The organism is Alsobacter sp., from assembly GCF_059501845.1.
This window is the reverse complement of sequence record NZ_JCACDK010000018.1, coordinates 459,859-476,010: the sequence shown is the minus strand read 5'-3', so window position 1 is coordinate 476,010 and position 16,152 is coordinate 459,859. Positions and strand designations below refer to the sequence as shown.

The 16,152-nt window shown below is 70.4% G+C and carries 16 protein-coding genes; 2 read left to right on the top strand and 14 right to left on the bottom strand.

Features of this window, described 5'->3' with window-relative positions:
* Positions 1-26 precede the first annotated feature (26 nt).
* A complete protein-coding gene (locus AC5JCN_RS17125) occupies positions 27-3,302 on the bottom strand; it encodes an error-prone DNA polymerase (RefSeq protein WP_495756294.1) in 3,276 nt (1,091 codons plus the stop codon).
* A gap of 97 nt (positions 3,303-3,399) precedes the next feature.
* On the bottom strand, positions 3,400-3,927 hold the full coding sequence (locus AC5JCN_RS17120) for a DUF2244 domain-containing protein (RefSeq protein WP_495756293.1): 528 nt from the start codon (positions 3,925-3,927) through the stop codon (positions 3,400-3,402).
* A 44-nt stretch (positions 3,928-3,971) separates the two neighbouring features.
* Between AC5JCN_RS17120 and nth the strand changes: the two genes are divergently transcribed.
* Positions 3,972-4,814 carry an endonuclease III gene (gene nth / locus AC5JCN_RS17115; RefSeq protein ID WP_495756292.1) on the top strand — a complete coding sequence of 281 codons (843 nt, stop codon included), beginning with the start codon at positions 3,972-3,974 and terminating at the stop codon, positions 4,812-4,814.
* Positions 4,815-4,953: 139 nt separating this feature from the next.
* Here nth and AC5JCN_RS17110 read toward each other — a convergent pair whose 3' ends face one another.
* From AC5JCN_RS17110 to hrpB, 7 genes are all read right to left on the bottom strand, one after another.
* The gene (locus AC5JCN_RS17110; RefSeq protein WP_495756291.1) at positions 4,954-5,574 is read right to left on the bottom strand and encodes a 2,3-bisphosphoglycerate-dependent phosphoglycerate mutase; all 621 of its coding nucleotides are present in this window, start codon (positions 5,572-5,574) and stop codon (positions 4,954-4,956) included.
* Between the two features lie 17 nt (positions 5,575-5,591).
* A complete protein-coding gene (dapB, locus tag AC5JCN_RS17105) occupies positions 5,592-6,398 on the bottom strand; it encodes a 4-hydroxy-tetrahydrodipicolinate reductase (RefSeq protein ID WP_495757668.1) in 807 nt (268 codons plus the stop codon).
* 93 nt (positions 6,399-6,491) lie between these two features.
* Positions 6,492-6,806, bottom strand: a complete 315-nt coding sequence (locus AC5JCN_RS17100) for a DUF1330 domain-containing protein (protein WP_495756290.1) — start codon at positions 6,804-6,806, stop codon at positions 6,492-6,494.
* Entirely contained in the window at positions 6,803-7,105 is a 303-nt protein-coding gene (locus tag AC5JCN_RS17095; protein ID WP_495756289.1) for a DUF1330 domain-containing protein, read from the bottom strand. Before AC5JCN_RS17095 ends, AC5JCN_RS17100 begins: the two co-directional genes overlap by 4 nt.
* 104 nt (positions 7,106-7,209) lie before the next feature.
* A complete protein-coding gene (pyrF, locus tag AC5JCN_RS17090) occupies positions 7,210-7,914 on the bottom strand; it encodes an orotidine-5'-phosphate decarboxylase (RefSeq protein WP_495756288.1) in 705 nt (234 codons plus the stop codon).
* 135 nt (positions 7,915-8,049) lie between these two features.
* The gene (locus tag AC5JCN_RS17085; RefSeq protein ID WP_495756287.1) at positions 8,050-8,829 is read right to left on the bottom strand and encodes an outer membrane protein; all 780 of its coding nucleotides are present in this window, start codon (positions 8,827-8,829) and stop codon (positions 8,050-8,052) included.
* Between the two features lie 284 nt (positions 8,830-9,113).
* The gene (gene hrpB, locus AC5JCN_RS17080) at positions 9,114-11,567 is read right to left on the bottom strand and encodes an ATP-dependent helicase HrpB (RefSeq protein ID WP_495756286.1); all 2,454 of its coding nucleotides are present in this window, start codon (positions 11,565-11,567) and stop codon (positions 9,114-9,116) included.
* Positions 11,568-11,670: 103 nt separating this feature from the next.
* Here hrpB and AC5JCN_RS17075 point away from each other — a divergent pair, with 103 nt between their 5' ends.
* Positions 11,671-12,051, top strand: a complete 381-nt coding sequence (locus tag AC5JCN_RS17075) for a VOC family protein (RefSeq protein WP_495756285.1) — start codon at positions 11,671-11,673, stop codon at positions 12,049-12,051.
* A 76-nt stretch (positions 12,052-12,127) separates the two neighbouring features.
* Here AC5JCN_RS17075 and AC5JCN_RS17070 read toward each other — a convergent pair whose 3' ends face one another.
* The 5 genes from AC5JCN_RS17070 to AC5JCN_RS17050 form a co-directional block, all read right to left on the bottom strand.
* On the bottom strand, positions 12,128-13,144 hold the full coding sequence (locus AC5JCN_RS17070; RefSeq protein WP_495756284.1) for an adenosine kinase: 1,017 nt from the start codon (positions 13,142-13,144) through the stop codon (positions 12,128-12,130).
* Positions 13,145-13,226: 82 nt separating this feature from the next.
* The gene (locus AC5JCN_RS17065; RefSeq protein WP_495756283.1) at positions 13,227-13,592 is read right to left on the bottom strand and encodes a helix-turn-helix domain-containing protein; all 366 of its coding nucleotides are present in this window, start codon (positions 13,590-13,592) and stop codon (positions 13,227-13,229) included.
* Positions 13,589-14,203 carry a Smr/MutS family protein gene (locus tag AC5JCN_RS17060; RefSeq protein ID WP_495756282.1) on the bottom strand — a complete coding sequence of 205 codons (615 nt, stop codon included), beginning with the start codon at positions 14,201-14,203 and terminating at the stop codon, positions 13,589-13,591. The genes AC5JCN_RS17065 and AC5JCN_RS17060 overlap by 4 nt, the downstream gene beginning before the upstream one ends.
* A complete protein-coding gene (gene mltA / locus AC5JCN_RS17055) occupies positions 14,200-15,402 on the bottom strand; it encodes a murein transglycosylase A (RefSeq protein WP_495756281.1) in 1,203 nt (400 codons plus the stop codon). The genes AC5JCN_RS17060 and mltA overlap by 4 nt, the downstream gene beginning before the upstream one ends.
* The gene (locus AC5JCN_RS17050) at positions 15,399-16,106 is read right to left on the bottom strand and encodes a Tim44/TimA family putative adaptor protein (RefSeq protein WP_495756280.1); all 708 of its coding nucleotides are present in this window, start codon (positions 16,104-16,106) and stop codon (positions 15,399-15,401) included. Before AC5JCN_RS17050 ends, mltA begins: the two co-directional genes overlap by 4 nt.
* Between the last annotated feature and the right edge of the window lie 46 nt (positions 16,107-16,152).

The following is a 16,152-nucleotide window of genomic DNA, read 5'->3' as shown; positions in this document are numbered from 1 at the left end:
ATAGCACTGAGTATCACACTTCGCTCTCAATGAAAATCCCGGCTCTTCGGCAGGATCCGCACGTCCCTGGGGTGCCGGCGGGGGGAGTGGCCGCCTGATACCCTGTTTTCCGGGATGGGCCGGCGCACCTCGTCGGCATTGGCGAGCGGCACCGGCATGTCCTCGCGCGACAGGCGGGAGAGCTCGGCGGTGCGGTCGACGAGGCGCTCGGCGACGAGGTGGACGATGCCTTCCGGGCTGCGCTGGATGCGCCCCTCGACCAGTACGAGGCGCGCCGCCATCACCTCGCGGCGGAACTTCTCGCGCAGGCTCGGCCAGACCACGCAATTGGCGATGCCGGTCTCGTCCTCGATGGTCATGAACACGACGCCCTTGGCGCTGCCGGGCTGCTGACGCACCAGCACGACGCCGGCGCAGCGCACCCGGCGCCCGTCGCCGAGGTCCCGCACCTGCCGGCAGGTCAGAACACGCTCGCGGGCGAAAACCGGCCGCAGGAAGCCCATCGGGTGGCCCTTCAGGGAAAGGCGCAGCGTCTGGTAATCGATGACGACGTGCTCGGGCAGCGGCATGGAAGGCAGCGCCACCAGCGGCTCCTCGGCGAGCTCGGCCGCACCCGCCGCCTCGAAGAGCGGCAGGGCGACGTCGTCGGGCAAGCGGCGCACGGCCCAGGCGGCGTCACGCCGGTCGAGGCCCATGGAGCGAAGGGCATCCGCCTCGGCCAGCCGCACCAGCGCCGCCTTGGGCAGGCCGGCACGCCGCTGCAGGCTTTCCGGCGTGGGGTAGAAGCCATTGCGGCGCCCGGCGATGCGCTTTGCCCATTCCTCGCGGAAGCCGTCGATCTGGCGGAAGCCGAGCCGCAGGGCGAGGGCGCCGTCGTCCCGCTCCTCCAGCGTGCAGTCCCAGGTGCTGGCGTTGACGTCGGGGTGGCGCGCCTCGACGCCGTGCTCCACCGCGTCGCGCACGATCTGTGCGGGAGCGTAGAAGCCCATGGGCTGGCTGTTGAGCAGGCCCGCCGCGAAGGCTGCGGGATGATGGCACTTCAGCCATGACGAGGCGTAGACGAGCAGCGCGAAGGACGCGGCGTGGCTCTCGGGGAAGCCGTACTCGCCGAACCCCTCGATCTGCTGGAAGCAGCGGGCGGCGAAGTCGGGGTCGTAGCCGCGGCTCGTCATGCCCTCCACCATCTTCTGCTGGAAGAGATGAATGGTGCCCACGCGCCGGAAGGTGGCCATGGCGCGCCTCAGCCTGTTGGCCTCGTCCGGCGTGAACTTCGCCGCCTCGATGGCGATGCGCATCGCCTGCTCCTGGAAAAGCGGCACGCCCAGCGTCTTGCCGAGCACGCGCTCCAGCTCGTCCGGCGGTCCGTGCTCGGCAGCGGGCCGGGGATAGACCACCTTCTCGCGGTTCTGCCGGCGCCGCAGATAGGGGTGCACCATGTCGCCCTGGATCGGCCCCGGCCGGACGATGGCGACCTCGATGACGAGGTCGTAGAAGCGCTCCGGCCGCAGGCGCGGCAGCATGTTCATCTGCGCCCGGCTCTCGACCTGGAAGACGCCGAGGGAATCCGCCCGCTGCAGCATGGCGTAGACGACGGGGTCCTCGCGCGGGATCGTCGCGAGGTCGAGATCGGCGACGCCGTGCAGGCGCAGCATGTCGAGGGCCTTGCGGATGCAGGTCAGCATGCCCAGCGCCAGCACGTCGACCTTCATGATGCCGAGCGCGTCGATGTCGTCCTTGTCCCATTCGATGAAGGTGCGGTCGTCCATGGCGGCATTGCCGATGGGCACCGTCTCGTCGAGACGCCCGCGCGTCAGCACGAAGCCGCCGACATGCTGGGAGAGGTGGCGGGGAAAGCCCAGGATCTGCATGGCGAGCCCCACCGCCCGCGCGATCATGGGGTTGGCAGGATCGAGCCCGGCCTGGCGCACCTGCGTCTCGTCGAGGCCCTTGCCCCAGCTGCCCCAGACCGTGTTGGCGAGCGCCGCCGTGACGTCCTCGGTGAGGCCCAGAGCCTTGCCGACGTCGCGGATGGCGCTGCGCGCGCGGTAGGAGATCACGGTCGCGGCGAGGCCCGCGCGCTCCCGGCCATACCGCTGGTAGATCCACTGGATGACCTCCTCGCGCCGCTCATGCTCGAAATCGACGTCGATGTCGGGTGGCTCGCGCCGCTCGGCCGAGACGAAGCGCTCGAAAAGGAGGTCGATGGCGGTGGGGTCGACGGCGGTGACGCCGAGGCAGTAGCAGACGGCGGAATTGGCGGCCGACCCGCGCCCCTGGCACAGGATGCCCCGCCGCCTCGCCTCGGCGACGATGTCGTTCACGGTGAGGAAGTAGGGGGCGTAGTCGAGCTGCGCGATGAGGGCGAGCTCCTTGTCGATGGCCTTGCGCACGCCCTCCGGTATGCCCGCCGGGTAGCGCCGGGCGGCGCCCTCCCATGTCAGCGCCGCGAGGTGGTCCTGCGCGCTGCTGCCCTGCGGCACGGGCTCGTCGGGATATTCGTAGCGCAGCTCGTCCAGAGAGAAACGGCAGAGGTCGAGGATGCGCAGCGTCTCGGCCATGGCCTCGGGCATGGCGCGATAGAGCCGCGCCGTCTCGATGGGCTCCTTCAGGTGCCGCTCGGCATTCGCCTCCAGCTTCCGGCCGGCGGTGTCGATCGTGGTCTTTTCGCGGATGCAGGTCATCACGTCCTGCAGCGGGCGGCGTCCGGGGGAGTGGTAGAGTACGTCGCCCAGAGCCACGAGCGGCACGCCTGCGGCCGTGGCCAGTTCCGAGAGCCGCGCCAGCCGGCGCCTGTCGCCCTCTCCATGGGGCAGTGTGGCGCCCAGCCAGACGGAGCCGGGGACAGCTTTGGCGAGCATCTCAAGGGTTGCGCACAGGGCAGCGACAGCCCCTGCCCCCAGCCGCCTCGGCGGCATGGCAATGAGGCAGAGGCCGCCGGCGTCGGCGAGGAGGTCGGGCAGGGCAATGTGGCATTCGCCTTTCTGCGCCCGCCTTTTGCCGAGGGTCAGGAGGCGGGTCAGCCGGCCCCAGCCGGCCCTGTCCCGCGGATAGGCGATGATGTCCGGCGTCCCATCGGTGAAGGCCAGCCGTGTGCCCACGACGAGCTTCAGGCCGAATTTCTCCGCAGCCTCCGTCTCGCGCATGGCGACATGGGCGCGCACGACGCCTGCCACGGTGTTGGTGTCGGCAATGCCGATCCCCTTCAGCCCCAGCCGCGCCGCCTCCGCCACCAACTCCTCGGGATGCGAGGCGCCGGTGAGGAAGGTGAAGTTGGTGGTGACCGCAAGTTCGGCGTAGTTCATGGAATGTTCCGGCCCGGAGAGGGGCTTCCTCCCGGCAAGAGGATAGCAAGGCGCAGAACAAAAGTGGAATCCGGAGTTAGCCCGCCTGAGCCGCCGATCAGGGATTGTAGGTCGGCCCGCGCCGGGCTTCGGCCAGCGCGGCGGAGAGGCGGTCGCCCAGCCGGGCCTTCTCGTCCGGCGACAGGAACTGGCCGACGGGCACGCGCAGGCCGCGGGAGACAAAGGCGAGGCGCTGCACGCCGAACTCGGCGTGCTCGTGTCGTTCCAACCGTGTCCAGAGCGGGTTGAAACGCCATTCCGCCGGCACGCCCTTCACCGGCACCTTGCGCAGCATGAGTTCGAGCGGGGAGACGACGACCTCCTCATAGGCCTTCGCCTCGGCCAGGCTGGCGCGCAGCGCGAGCCAGAGCAGCAGCACGTCCAGCCCGTAGAACCCCGCCACCGGCCAGAAGCCGAGCACGATGAACGGAATGCTCGCCACCAGGCTGGCCGCCGCCACGAGCAGCACGACAAGGCGCATGCCGCGAAATCCGATGGAGCGGTGCGGGTGCAGGACGGTCGTGAAAAGGGGCGCGGGATCGGCTGCGGACATGTCCGGGGTAGGGCGAAGAGCAGGAGAGGCCAAGCGACGCTCCTTGCGGGCGCGGCAGCGTCGACTATAACGCGGCGATGCCTCCGAAAAAGCCCGCCCCCGCTGCCTCAAAGAGACGCAACGCCGCATCGCCGGGAGGCGGGGAGGAACTCGCGGCCCCGGGCAAACGCGCCTCCCGGACCGCCGTTCCGGCAAAGGCCGCGGGCCGGGCAGGCAAGAAGCCGCCGAAACCTCCGAAGCCGCTCGAGCCGGCGCTGGTGACCGAGGTGTTGCGCCGTTTCCATGCGGCCGAGCCGGAGCCCAAGGGCGAGCTTGAGCACGTCAATCCCTACACGCTGCTCGTCGCCGTCGTGCTGTCGGCGCAGGCCACCGATGCCGGCGTCAACAAGGCAACCCGTCCGCTCTTCAACATTGCCGACACGCCGCAGAAGATGCTCGACCTCGGCGAGGACGCGGTGCGGGAGGCGATCAAGACGATCGGGCTCTTCCGGAACAAGGCGAAGAACGTCATCGCCCTCTCGCGGCAGCTCGTCGAGGAGCACGGCGGCGAGGTGCCGCAGGATCGGGCCGTGCTGGAGACGCTGCCCGGCGTGGGGCGCAAGACGGCCAATGTCGTGCTCAACATGGCCTTCGGGCAGGAGACGATCGCCGTCGACACGCACCTGTTCCGGGTGTCGAACCGCATCCCGCTGGCGCCGGGCGACAACCCGCTGAAGGTCGAGCTTGGGCTGGAGAAGATCGTGCCGGCCCCCTATCGCCTGCACGCGCATCACTGGCTGATCCTGCACGGGCGCTATGTCTGCAAGGCCCGGAAACCGGAATGCTGGCGCTGCCTGATCAATGATCTCTGCCGGTACGAGCCGAAAACGCCGGCTCCCAAGCAGCCGGCGACCGCCGCCCTGTTCGATTCGGACACGTAACGACGGCTTTCGCGTGTCATCCCCGGCGGGCGGCGAAGCCGCCCGAGAAGAGGATCCAGTGGTGAAACGCGAACAGGCCTGATCCCCTTCCCGGCCCTTCGGGCCGCCGGGGATGACAAAGGCGAGATCGCGCTCCGGCTCAGGCGGTCAGCACGTCCTTGGACAGCACCGTCGAATCGGCGTGGAGCCGGTAGACGAGCGGCACGCCGGTCTCCAGCTCCATGGATGGGATGGTGGCGGGCGTCAGCCGGTCCAGCACCATCACCAGTGCCCGCAGCGAGTTGCCGTGGGCCGCGACGATCACGCGCTTGCCGCGCAGGACCTCCGGCAGGATCTCCTGGCAGTAGTAGGGGAGAACGCGCGCCACCGTGTCCTTCAGGCTCTCTCCGCCCGGGGGCGGCACGTCGTAGGAGCGGCGCCAGAGATGCACCTGCTCCTCGCCCCAGCGGGCGCGCGCGTCGTCCTTGTTGAGGCCGGAGAGATCGCCGTAGTCGCGCTCGTTCAGCGCCTCGTCCCGCGTCGTCGGCAGGCCGGGCGCGCCGAGCTCGTCGAGGACGAGCTTCAGCGTATGCTGGGCCCGCGTGAGGGCGGATGTGTAGGCGATGTCGAAGCCGAGCCCGAGCGCCTTCAGCCTGCGCCCTGCCGCCTTCGCCTCCTCGATGCCCTTCTCGGTCAGGCCGGGGTCCTTCCAGCCGGTGAAGAGGTTCTTGAGGTTCCAGTCGCTCTGGCCATGGCGGACGAGGACGAGCAGGCGCTCCATGGAATTTCTCCGTAGGTTCAGAAATCGGCGAGGCCGAGCACGTCGGCCATGGAATAGAGCCCCGGCTTTCGCCCCCGCCCCCAGAGGGCGGCCCTGACGGCGCCGCGGGCGAAGATGGCGCGGTCCTCGGCATGGTGGGAAAGGGTGATGCGCTCCGATGGGCCGGCGAAGACGACGTCGTGATCGCCGACCACCGTGCCGCCGCGCAGCGAGGCGAAACCGATGGCACCCGGGCGCCTCGCGCCGGTGATGCCGTCGCGGCCGCGTTCGGACTTGTCGCGCAGCGCGATGCCGCGCCCCTCGGCCGCCGCCTCGCCGAGCAGCAACGCCGTGCCGGAGGGCGCATCGACCTTCATCCGGTGGTGCATCTCGACGATCTCGATGTCGAACTCCTCGCCGAGCGACTTGGCCACCCGCTTCACCAGCGCGGCCAGCAGGTTGACGCCGAGGCTCATGTTCCCGGAGCGGATGATGACGGCGTGGCGTGCCGCGGCCTCCAGCTTCGCCAGGTGCTCGTCCTCCATCCCCGTCGTGCCGACGACGTGGACGATGCGGGCCTGCGCAGCCAGCGCCGCAAAGGACACCGTGGCGGCGGGGGAGGTGAAGTCCAGCACGCCGTCGGCGGCGGCGAAGACCGGCAGGGCATCGTCCGTGACGCGGATCCCTGCTTCGCCGGTGCCCGCGAGGATGCCGGCATCCTGCCCGATGGCCTCGGATCCCGGACGCTCGATGGCGCCCGCGAGCACGGCGCCGGGCGTGTCATGGATGGTGCGCACCAGCATGCGGCCCATGCGCCCCGCCGCGCCGACCACGACCAGCCGCATCTCCGTCATGACAAGCTGCTCCTCACGCCGCGCCGGGGCGGCCACGGGCTGCCCCGCCGCTCCATAGCGCCCCGTCCCGCAAAAGGCGAGGCCTCAGGCGCTCTCGCCCGGCTGCGGCCCGTCATAGCCGCCGATGACGATCAGGTCGACATGAGCGCCCTTGTCACGGAAGGCGACGGCCTCGGCGTATTCCGGCGAGTTGAGGCAATCGAGCGCCGCCTGGTAGCTCGGGAATTCGATGACGACGTTGCGCTCTCGCGCGGTTCCGGCCCCGACATGGAACGGACCGCCGCGCACCACGAACCGCGCGCCATGCTTGGCGAAGGCCTTGCCGTTGCGGGCGAGATAGCCCTGGTAGGCTTCCGCATCGTGAACGTCGACGCGTGCGATCCAGTAGCCCTTGTTCACGGCTGCTCTCCGTCGAAGCCTTCCACCAGCACGAATTCGCCGGTGCTGCCGCCGACGCGGTGGCGGCGTGCCTCCTGGTATTCGGGTGAGGTGAAGTACGTCTTCGCCTGGTCGTAGCTCTCGAACTCCAGGATGACGTTGCGTGGCCGGGCATCGCCTTCCAGCGCTTCGGAACGGCCACCGCGGGCGATGATCCTTGCACCGTACTTCTGCATCGCGGCGAAGGCGCCCTTGGCATAGAGGGAATAGCTGTCGGGATCGTCGACGCTGACGCGCGCGATGATGTAGCCCTTGGGCATGGTCGTTCTCTCCCTGATTGGGGCGCAAGAGAAACAGGCGCACGCGGCAGGGTCAAACGTTGCGGACGCTTCGTTTCGCGAAGCGAAAGCGGAGCAAGCGCGGATCACGCGGCCGCGGCGATCTCCGCCACGATCGCCTCGGCCGCCGCCCGCGGATCGGCAGCCTGCGTCACCGGCCGCCCGACGACGATGCGGTCCGCGCCGGCCGCGATGGCGGCGCCCGGCGTGGCGACGCGCTTCTGGTCTCCCGCCTCGCCGCCCGCCGGGCGGATCCCGGGCGTGACCAGTGCGAGGCGGCTGCCGACGCGGGCGCGCATCGCCGCAACCTCCTCCGGCGACAGGATCAGCCCGTGCACGCCGGCGGCGGCGGCCTGCTCCGCCCGGCGCGCCACCAGGTCGCGCACGCCGAAGGCGTAGCCGGCCGCGGCAAGGTCGGCGTCGTCGCAGGAGGTCATCACCGTGACGGCCAGCAGCTGCAGCCCCGTGCCTCGCGCTCCCTCGACGGCGGCTTTCATCGTCTGCGGATAGGCGTGCACGGTGAGGTAGGCCGCGCCCAGCCCGGCGACCTGCGCCGTGGCGCGGGCGACGGTGTTGGGGATGTCATGCAGCTTGAGGTCGAGAAAGACGCTCTTGCCCGCCTTCACCAGCCTTTCGACGAGCGGCAGGCCGCCGCCATATACGAGCTCCATGCCGACCTTGTAGAAGGTCGCGGCGTCGCCGATCCGGTCCACCATCGCCTCGGCGGCGGCGGTGTCGGGAAGGTCGAGCGCCACGATGAGGCGGTCGCGCGGAGCGGGCAGGGCGGACATGGCGGGTCTCCGGGACGGGTTGGCCGCTTATGCCCCATCCCGGCCGGACGCGGAACGCCCGGCTCGCAAATTCCCGCCCTCGAACGCAAACGGCCCGGCGCTGGGCCGGGCCGTCGACAGGAGATGCGGAGGCGCTCAGAACTTGTAGTTCAGGCCCGCGCGGATGATGTTGCCGCGATTGTCGGCCTTGAGCGAACCGGCGACGCCCGGCAGGGCAGCCGCGGTGGTGCCGTCGGGCAGCGCATCGACGCGCGTCGTGCCGAGGTCGTAATAGAGGTACTCGACCTTGGCCGTGATGTTGTTGGTGAAGGCATACTCGGCGCCGGCGCCGACCGTCCAGCCGACCGCCGTATCCGACTTCGAGCCCGTCCAGAAGGCGCCGCTGGCGATGCCGTTTCCGGTGATCGTGTTGTCGAGCTTTGTCTCGCCATAGATCAGACCGCCGGTGCCGTAGACGAGCAGGCGGTCGATGGCGTAGCCGGCACGGGCGCGCACGGTGCCGAACCAGGTCAGGTCACGCTTGACGCTGGATGTGGCGAGGTCGGCGCCGACGACGCTGGTCTTCTTCAGGTCGGAGTACTGGATGTCGGCCTCGGCGCCGACGACGAAGGCGCCGATCTGGTAGTTGTAGCCGGCCTGCGCGCCGCCGACGAAGCCGTCATTCTCGACGCCGACGGAGCCGGGAACGAGAGGCACCAGAGACAGGTAGTTGTCGGTGCCGGTGTAGGTCGCGTTCTTCGAGGCGCTCCAGCCGTAGCCGGCGTTCACGCCGACATAGAAGCCGGTCCAGGTGAAAACGGGGGCGACGGGAACGACCGGAGGCGGAGCGGAGCGGGCCGGGAGGTCGGCGGCAAGGGCCGAACCGGCGGTGGCGAGGACGGCAAGGGCGCCGGCCAGGAAAGAACGGGAGGTCATCGACAGCGTCTCCAGTGGTGTACCGCAGCGACTACAGCTTCAGGTTGCGTACGGATCAGAATGAATGCGGGACTGCGACAGACTGGCGCAATCTTCGGCCGCCGGGCTCACGCCCTGCAGCCGCCCGGATAAGTTGTCCAATTACGTCCTAAGCGTGGCAGTTGAACTGCTTGAGCAGATCACCAACGCGTGTACGGCCGGGGTCTGCGCCGAGTGTTGCGTCACTGCCATGGCGGCGAAGCCGGCAGCACCGAATACTAGCCGATGACTGTGCAATCGGGAGGTCAGGTGCCGCGCGGCTTGGCACGGGCTGTCGGCAGTGCCGACGCCGGGTCGTCCGGCCAGGGATGACGGGGATAGCGGCCCTTCATCTCGGCCTTCACGCCCGACCAGGATCCGGCCCAGAAGCCGGGGAGGTCGCGGGTGATCTGGATAGGACGGTGGGCAGGCGAGAGCAGGTGCAACAGCAGCGGCAGCCTGCCGCCCGCGACGGCCGGATGATCGCGCAGCCCGAACAGCTCCTGCACGCGGATGGCCAGCACCGGCTCGTCGCCATTCTCGTAGTCGATGGCGTGGCGGTTTCCGGTGGGCGCCTCGAAATGGGTCGGGCACTCCGCCTCGAGGCGGCGCGACAGGTCCCATGGCAACAGGGCTTCGAGGGCCTGCCGGAGGTCATCGGCTCCGATCGCTGACAGCGACGCCTTGCCGGTGATGAACGGCGCCAGCCATTCGGCGGCCGTCGAGGCCAACACCGTGTCGGAGAGGTCGGGGAAAGACGGGTCGGCCCGGCGCATGAACAGGACGCGGTTGCGCCATTGCGACAGCGCCTTCGTCCAGGGCAGCCGACCCATGCCGAGCGCCGCGATGCCCTCGGCCAGCAGCGCGGCGTTGGCCGGCGTCGGCTCGACCGGCAGCGTCTGCGAGGCCAGCGATACCGCGCCGAGGCGGCGCACCCGGCGGGCCCGCAGGGAGGCCGAGGCCTTGTCGAAGGTGACCTCGTCGCGGTCCTCGATCCGGCCGGCGAAGTCCGCATCGATGTCGTCCTGCTCCATCGGCGCCGCGAGCAGGATGCGCGCCGATCCCGCCGCCCCCGCCAGCTCGGCCACGGCGAGGAAGGTCTCGCGTGCGAGGGGATCGTGCGGCTCGACCGAGGCGCCGCGGCCATTGGCCATGACGAAGGTGCCGGCGGCCCCTCGCGCCCTGGCGACGCGGTCGGGATAGGCCAGCGCCAGAACGCGCCCCGCCCCGGACGGGTCGCCTGCAGCCCCCTCCCCCGCCCAGCCGCGCGCCATCCGCCGCATGTCCTCGGCGCGCGCGGATCGATCGCGTCGGAAAGCCTCGACCCGGTGCCCGAGATGCGTGCCGTCGCCCCCCAGCCCGCGCTCGACGATCACGGCGGCGATGTCGGCGGCCAGCCGCCCCTCATCGCGGCGGGACGCCGTCACCACCATCCGGGCGAGGCGCGGCGGCAGCGGCAGGTCGCGGATCGCCCTGCCCTCGTCCGTGAGCCGGCCTTCAGTGTCGAGTGCACCGATCTCGTGCAGCAGCGCGCGCGCCTCGGCGAGGGCGGGAGCCGGCGGCGGATCGAGGAAGGCGAGCGAGCAGGGGTCCGCGACGCCCCATGCGGCACAGTCGAGCAGCAGGCCCGAAAGGTCGGCGGCCAGGATCTCCGGCCGGGCGAAGGGCTCCAGCGCCCCCGTCGCTGCCTCCTCCCACAGCCGGATGCAGACGCCAGGCTCGGTGCGGCCTGCACGGCCCCTCCTCTGGTCGGCGGCAGCGCGGGAGACGCGCACGGTCTCCAGCCGCGTCAGGCCGAGCGCGGGCTCGAAGCGGGGGACGCGCGCGAGGCCCGAATCGATGACCACCCGGACACCCTCGATGGTCAGCGACGTCTCAGCGATCGAGGTCGCGAGCACCACCTTCCGGCGACCCGGGGCTGCCGGCTGCACCGCGAGATCCTGCGCCCTCTGGTCCATCGCCCCATAGAGAGGCGCGACATCGATCGCGGGATCGGAGACGCGCTCGGCGAGGATACGCGCGGTCCGGCGGATCTCGCTCTGGCCGGGAAGGAAGACCAGGATGGAGCCGGGCTCGGACCGCAGGGCCCTCAGCACCGCGTCGGATACCTCCTCCTCGATCCGCCGCCGCGCATCGCGCGGGGCATACCGGGTCTCGACCGGGTATGACCTGCCTTCGCTGGCGATCACGGGGGCATCGCCGAGCAGGCGGGCGACGCGCGCCCCGTCCAGCGTCGCGGACATGACGAGAATCCGGAGGTCTTCGCGCAGGCCGCCCTGAGCGTCCCGGGCGAAGGCCAGGCCCGTATCGGCGTCGAGCGACCGCTCGTGGAACTCGTCGAAGAGCACGGCGGCGACGCCCGGCAGCTCGGGGTTGTCGAGGATCATGCGCGTGAACACGCCCTCGGTGATGACCTCGATGCGTGTCCGGGGCCCGACCTTCGAGCCGAGCCGGACGCGCAGGCCGATCGTCTCGCCGACTGTCTCGCGGAGGGTGGCGGCCATGCGGTGTGCAGCCCCCCGTGCGGCGAGCCGGCGCGGCTCCAGGACGAGGATCTTGCCGTCCGTCGTCCACGGCTCGTCGAGAAGGGCCAGCGGCACGCGGGTCGTCTTGCCCGCTCCGGGCGGCGCGACGAGCACGGCGGCGTTTCCCCCTGCCAGCGCCGCGAGGAGCCCGGGCAGTGCGTCGTCGATGGGCAGCGGAGTTTCAAAGAGGCGCATGGGCGCGATGTGGCCGAGGCGGGAGCGGATGGCAAGGCCGCAGCGGCATGGAAGCCGTCATGTCCCGATGTTACGCTGCGCGCCACTGTGCAGGAGGATCGCCATGGCCGAGAACGGGACGTTCTACTGGAACGAGCTGATGACCAACGACGTGGACCGCGCCAAGGACTTTTATGGCGCCACGCTGGGCTGGACCTTCGACGCCATGCCGATGGCGGAAGGATCCACATATTGGGTCGCCAAGCTCGGCGACCGTCCGGTCGGCGGCCTGATGAACATGACCGGCGTGTCTCCACCCGGCGTGCCGCCGCACTGGTTCAGCTACATCGCGGTGGATGACGTGGACAAGACCGTCGCCAATGCCGTGTCGCTCGGCGCGACTCTCCTGCGGCCGGCCTTCGACGTGCCGGGCGTCGGGCGAATCGCCATCCTGCTCGACCCGACCGGGGCAGCGCAGGGCTGGATGACCCCCGTCCCGATGTGAATCACGGAATGCGTCCGGGGCGATGTTTCACGTGAATCATCGCCCGCTGGCCACCGGCCCGCCGCCTCTTGGCGGGTCAGACCGGAAGGCCGTTCTGCTCGGCCAGCTCCTTGAGGCTCACCTCGGGCCTGGCGCCGATGTGCTGGATCACCTCGGCGGCGGCGAGCGCGCCGAGGCGGGCACCCGTGATGGGGTCGAAGCCGCGTGCGAGGCCAAAGAGGAAGCCGGCCGCGAAGAGGTCGCCCGCCCCCGTGGTGTCGACCAGGCGCTCGACCGGAAACGCAGGAACCGCGTGCGTCTCCTCGCGCGTGACGACCAGGCAGCCCTCGGCGGAGCGCGTGACGACGCCGAGGAGATCGCGTCCCTGGGGCTGCTCGGCCCGCAGCGCCGACAGCGCCGTGTCGAAGTCCGCTGTCTGGTACAGGCTCTTCAGCTCGTGCTCGTTGGCGAAGAGGATGTCGAGGCGGCCGGAGCGGACAAGGCCGAGGAACTCCTCGCGATACCGGTCGACACAGAAGCCGTCGGAGAGAGTGAGCGCCACGCGCCGCTGCGCGGAGTGGGCGATGTCGGCGGCGCTGCGGAAGGCCTCCTTCGCCTGCTCGCGATCCCACATGTACCCTTCGAGATAGACAAAGGCGGAATCGCGCACCACCTCGGCATCGACGTCGGCAGGGCTGAGGTTCTGGCAGGCACCGAGATAGGTGTTCATGGTGCGCTCGCCGTCCGGCGTCACCAGGATGAAGCTGCGGGCCGTCGCGGGGCCGTCCTGCGCCGGGGCCGTGCCGAAATGGACGCCCATCGCCCGCAGATCATGCGAGAAGAGCGCGCCCGGCTCGTCGTCGCGGACCTTGCCGATATACGCCGCGCGTCCACCGAAGGACGCCACGCCGACCGTGGAGTTGGCCACCGAGCCGCCGGAGATGATGAGCGCCGGCCCCATCGCGGCATAGAGGCGCTCCGTCTCCGCCTCGTCGACCAGCCGCATCGCCCCCTTGTTCAGGTCGTTGGCGACGAGGAAGTCGTCCTCGGTGTGGGCGAGGACGTCGACGATGGCATTGCCGAGGCCGAGCACGTCGAAGCGGGGAGCGGGCATGGAGAAATCCGGTGGGGTTGCGTCGGCGGCGTGTCGCATCCGGAGCGACAAGGGTCAAGCTTCGCGGCGAGTGCGTGCAGCGTCACCTGCGACCGGTGGCCTCGTCGAGAATGCCGTGCAGCCTTGCGAGGTCGTCCGCGCCGAGGTCGCCGATGGCCCGTTTCAGGCGGTTGGCGAGCAACGTCGCGGCCGGGGAGAGGCCGGCGGTGTCGATGGTCACCTTCGGATGAGACAGCATGGCGAGGCGCTGCAGCTCCTCGGCATCATCCCAGATGACGTTGAAGTACTGGATGATCCGCTGGAGGGTGTCCCAGGTCGGCCGGCCGCGGCGGCCATGCTCGAGCGCGGAGAGATAGGTGGGCGTGACGCCGATCTCCTCGGCCATGTCCTTCAGCGCGATACCGCGCTCCGCCCGCAGCGCCCGGACCTTTTCGCCGAAAGGCGTCACGACGCCCCTCCCCTCCCCGGCTTGCGGAGCCGGACATAGAGCGCCCCCGCTCCACCATGATGGGCGGCGGCCTCCTCGAAGCCGACGATCGCGCCGCGTATGTCGGGCAGCCGAAGCCAGTGCGGCACGACCCGGCGCAGCACGCCGCGCTCGTCGAAGACATGGCCGGGGCCGGACATCCCCTGACCGCCCTTGCCCGTGACCACCAGGACGACCGAGTAGTGCGCCGCCTGGCAGGACCTGACGAACGCCCGCAACGCGGCATGCGCCTCGTCCTGCCGCATGCCATGCAGGTCGATCACTGCGTCGATGGGGTGGTGACCGCGCGCCAGGCGCTGCCGCAGCCGCCGCTCCAGCGGGGCCGGCACGGGCGGTGATGGCGGGGGCGCCGGCTTCGGCGCGGGGGCGGCGTTCGCGGCGGACCTCTTGGACTTCCCTGGCCTGGTCTCGCTCGCGACAGCCGGGACGGCGGCTTCGGGCGCAGGAGCCGGCGCCGGCTCGAGCGGCGGCGTGTCGGCGCGGCGTCCCCGCATGGGCGTGACGTGGCGGGTCACGTGCGACCACAGCGCCATCTCGTCGCCCGTCAGGGTCCTGCGACGGCGCGGCTTCACGGCACCAGATCCCCCGGAGTTATCCCCAGGGGGAGCAGGACGACTAAATCGCCGCGATGGCGGATGTCGCCCGCGTGGTCGCCCGCGGCTTGTCCCCAGCCTGTGAACAGATCTGCCCGGGCCGGTCCCAGGATGGCGGACCCGGTATCCTGGGCGATCGTCAGGCGGGCGAACGGCCCGGTCTTGCCCGTTCCGTCCGGCAGGTCGGCGGAGATGAAGAAGGGCAGCCCGTAGGGCCAGAGCGTCCGGTCGACAGCGATGGAGCGAAGCGGCGTCAGCGGCACGGAAGCTGCGCCGATCGGCCCCTCCGCGGGATCGAGGTCGTCCCGGACGGAGAAGAACACGTAGGACCGGTTCATCCTCAGGATGCGGCGCGCCTCCTGCGGATTGGCCCGCAGCCAGGCCTTGAGGGAGCGCAGGGTCATGTCTTCCAGCCGCATCAGGCCTTCCGAGACGATGACCTTGCCGATCGAGGTGTAGGGCTGTCCGTTGCGGCCGGCATAGACGAGCCGCACGACCCGGCCGTCGGGGAGCACCGCCCGGGCGGAGCCCTGCACCTGGAGAAAGAAGAGCTCGACCCGATCGCGCAGCCAGAGCCGTTCGAGGCCGCGGCCGTCGAGAGCGCCATCCTCGATGGCGGCCCTGTCCGGGTAGGGCTCGAGGCCGCCGGGCGTGCGCCGCGCCGCCGCGAGGGCCGGGTCCAGTCCCGGCGCCGTCTCGCCCTGTGCCAGCGTGACGAGGTCGGCAGGCCTGCCCAGGACCGGAACGGGAAACTGGCCCGTGCGCACCTCGGAGGCTTCGACCTCGGGTTCGTAGTACCCGGTCAGGAACCCCTCGCCGTCCCGGGGGGTGATACGCCATGCCCGGAACCGCTCCTCGAAGAAGCTCCGCGCCCCAGCCTGTGTCGCCGGCCGGGCCGCGAGGGCGTCGCGGCAGGCGGAGGCGAGAATCGCAGGCGGCGCGACGCCGGGCCGCAACGCGGCGATGCCATCCGCGATGGCCTCGCAGCTGCGCAGGAACGCCGCCATGGTGGCGGCGTGGTCGTCGCCGGACCAGCCCGGGATGGCGTCGAAGGAGACCGGTGACAGAACTGCCCCGCCCGGCCCGACACTTGGTATCGCTGGACCTGGGGAAGGGGCGGCGGCGGTCATGGTCAGCAGCAGGAGCGGGGCGAGCACATGGCCGGCCCTGCCGATCAATGCCCGGACTCGGTCGCGATCAGCTTCCAGTTCGGGTCACGCGAGCTCGTGTCGCGCGAGAAGGTCCATACGTCGGTGACATCCACCACCTTGTCGGCGGCACCATCCACGACCCCGCCGGACTTGTCGTAGGTCGCGGTGATGAGCTTCGAGAGGAAGCGCATGGTGATCTGGGCGTTTTTGCCCTTCATCTGGGCGTCGGCGAATTCCGCCTTCTCGCTTGAGACAAAGGTCATCTCGACACGCTCGCCGCGCTTCTCGCGATCGTTGATCGCGCCGACGAACCCGTCGAACACCTCGCGCGACAGCAGATCGCGCAGCGTGCGGCGATCGCCCTGCGCGAAGGCCGTCACGATCATCTCGTAGGCCTGCTTGGCGCCTTCCCGGAACTCCTTCGGATCGAAGGTGGGATCGGCCGCGTGGACGGCATCGAAGCCGGCTGCCAGCGGGGTTCCCGCCTCGGCCAGTCCCTTCCAGCGCTCGGCCGGCGGCGTGTCCCCTGCGGGAGCGTCGGTCTTCTCCGGCAGGCGCACCACGTTGTTGTCCGCGGGCCGCGCCGGTACGGGAGGCGCGGGACGGCGCGGCAGCTCGCCCGGCGGCCTTTCCGACCCGGTGCGCGTGCCGAGGACGGAGCGCAGGCGCCAGATCACGATCACCGCCAGAGCGAGAAAGATGATCGTCGTCAGGTCGAACGTATCCTGCATGGGCCCAATCCACTCCCGGGGGCGGCGTCGCTTGGCAATACCAGCC